At 34.0% G+C, this 2647-nt stretch carries 2 protein-coding genes; both read right to left on the bottom strand.

Going from position 1 to position 2647, the window contains the following annotated elements:
• Positions 1 to 318 precede the first annotated feature (318 nt).
• On the bottom strand, positions 319 to 1710 hold the full coding sequence (locus Q0625_RS11380) for an arginine decarboxylase (RefSeq protein ID WP_298827333.1): 1392 nt from the start codon (positions 1708 to 1710) through the stop codon (positions 319 to 321).
• A gap of 312 nt (positions 1711 to 2022) precedes the next feature.
• On the bottom strand, positions 2023 to 2647 hold a 625-nt coding region (locus Q0625_RS11385), incomplete at its 5' end, for a YitT family protein (RefSeq protein WP_298827335.1).

The following is a 2647-nucleotide window of genomic DNA, read 5'->3' on the forward strand; positions in this document are numbered from 1 at the left end:
TAGAGCGTTGGATTCATAACCCAAAGGTCACGGGTTCAAATCCCGTCTTCGCTACAAAATGTAAAATACTGAAAAAGAGTGTATTGTATTCCGCAAACACTCTTTTTTTATGGACAAAATCCTGCATATTTTACAGACTGAATACGAAATCGAATACGAAACCGAATACGCTATGAGCAACAGAGGTCTGTGGTCAAAACCTTCTTAGGGACTAAGATAATTTCAAAACAAAGAAAAATCTGTATACTAAAAAAGAATCTCCTTACAGCCTAACTGTAAGGAGATTGAAAAATATGAATATATCAGAGACAAGTGCTATTAATAGCCTAATATCTTAAGCATTTCTTCTGCTTTTTGTTGTTCCATGAAAAGACGTGAGGTAAGTTCCCCATTTTTATCCCTATCAATGAGAATAATTTTAGGTTGGGGTATCAAGCAGTGTTGTAACCCTCCTACACCTCCTATTGAGTCCTGATAAGCCCCTGTATTAAAGAAACCTATATACAAGGGTTTGTTCTTATTATACTTTGGCAGATAGATAGCGTTCATATTCTGTTCGCTATTGTAATAATCATCTCCGTCACAAGTAAGTCCCCCTAAGAGAACTCTCTCGTATTCATCATTCCAACGATTAATAGGCAAGAGTACAAAGCGCTTATTAATAGCCCATGTATCAGGAAGAGTGGTGATGAAAGAGGAATTAATCATATTCCATTTCTCACGATCATTCTGTTGTTTTTGGTACATAATCTCATAGATAGCCCCTCCTGCTTCTCCCACTGTAAAGCTACCAAATTCAGTAAAAATATTAGGCACAGGTACCTTTTCTTGTTCGCAAGCTATTTTTATCTGGCGAATGATTTCATCTACCATATAAGCATAATCATACTCAAAGGCAAGCGAAGTTTTTATAGGAAAACCACCCCCTATATTAAGGCTATCGAGCTCAGGAGCTACTTTCTTAAGCTGAATATACACTTTCAAGCACTTAAGAAGCTCATTCCAATAGTAAGCATTATCTTTTATTCCTGTATTGATAAAGAAGTGCAACATTTTGAGCGTTACCTTCTTATTATCCTTTATCTCTCTGTTATAAAAAGGAACTATATTCTTATAACCAATTCCCAACCTACTGGTATAGAATTCTGAACGAGGATCCTCCTCTGAGGCTATACGTATCCCGATATTATAGTTTCCCTTTATCTTTTGGTCAAAGAGATTTATTTCTTCATAATTATCTATAATAGGCATACATCTGTCATATCCTCTATTGACCAAATCAGCTATTCCATCTATATAACCATCACGCTTGAAACCATTACAAAGGATATAATTTTCCTTAGTAATGAGTCCTTCATTGATAAGATTATTGATAATATTGATATCAAAAGCCGAAGAGGTTTCCATATGGATATCATTCTTCAGAGCTTCCACCATCACATGTTTGAAATGGGAACTCTTAGTACAATAACAATAATTATAAGCTCCTTTGTATTTGTGCTTTTTGATAGCTTTTTCGAACCACTTTTTAGCTTTTTGGATATTCTCTGAAATCTTAGGCAGATACATGAATTTCAATGGCGCCCCATAGCGGCGTACCAATTCCATAAGGTCTATATCATGGAAACGAAGTTCATCACCCTCAAGAGTAAATTCATCTTGAGGAAAATAATAAGTTTGGTCTATTAAGTCAATATATTTATTTTTCATTTTATTTTCGTATTTATCTTAGTTATAGGATGAAGTAAGTAGTCAAGGAATAAATAGAAAATAAAACTCAAATTCTCAAAGGGGCATACTTCTTTTCCACTCTTAACAGTACATTTTTTGTAGATAAAGTAGAGAAAAAAGAAAGTACCCTACATTTTAGTATATGCAGAGGAAAGGTTAGTGCATAATAAATTGAGGGAGGCTCAATAGTCTTATTCATTGATTCTCAAATGATTATATACTCTATTAACAGATTAATTTTTTATTCGATAGAATGGGCAAATATACTACTTTTCTTGAAAATAGGAAAAATTATTTCAATTTATCAAAGCCATTACCATAAACTCCCATAACATTTGTTTTGGTTACAAACGCTGAAGGGTCTATAGTACGTACTAAGCGGAAAATAGAAGTAGCTTCTGTCCTACGAGCAATTACAATCACTATTTTCTGTGAAGATTTAGAGTACCAACCAATACCATCAATAATAGTACAACCACGTTTTAGTTCACTATTGATATGGTTTGCAATTTCATCGTAGTGTTTTGAAAATATAAATAACTGCACTGATTGTCTTGCTCCATTGATAACAATCTCAACCATTTGCCACATCAGAGGAAGAAGGATAAGCCCATAACCAGTTTTTTCAATTGAATTGTCTTGATGTTCTAAAATGAAGAAAGAGGATAATACAATACACACATCCACTACCAAGAGAATACGTGCAATACTCATATTCCAATATTTAGTGAGTATAAATCCTATAATATCGGTACCACCAGTACTTCCATTAGCCGAATATACTAAACCTAAACCTGTACCACAGAGTAAACCACCCATAATTACAGAAAGAAAATCACCACTCAAAGGAGGATGTTCCAAAAAGTAAGGCATCAAATACTCTTTCCCTGCCCAAATCAATCCTGATAAAATAGAT

This window comes from uncultured Capnocytophaga sp. (genome assembly GCF_938029845.1).
Classification (GTDB): domain Bacteria; phylum Bacteroidota; class Bacteroidia; order Flavobacteriales; family Flavobacteriaceae; genus Capnocytophaga.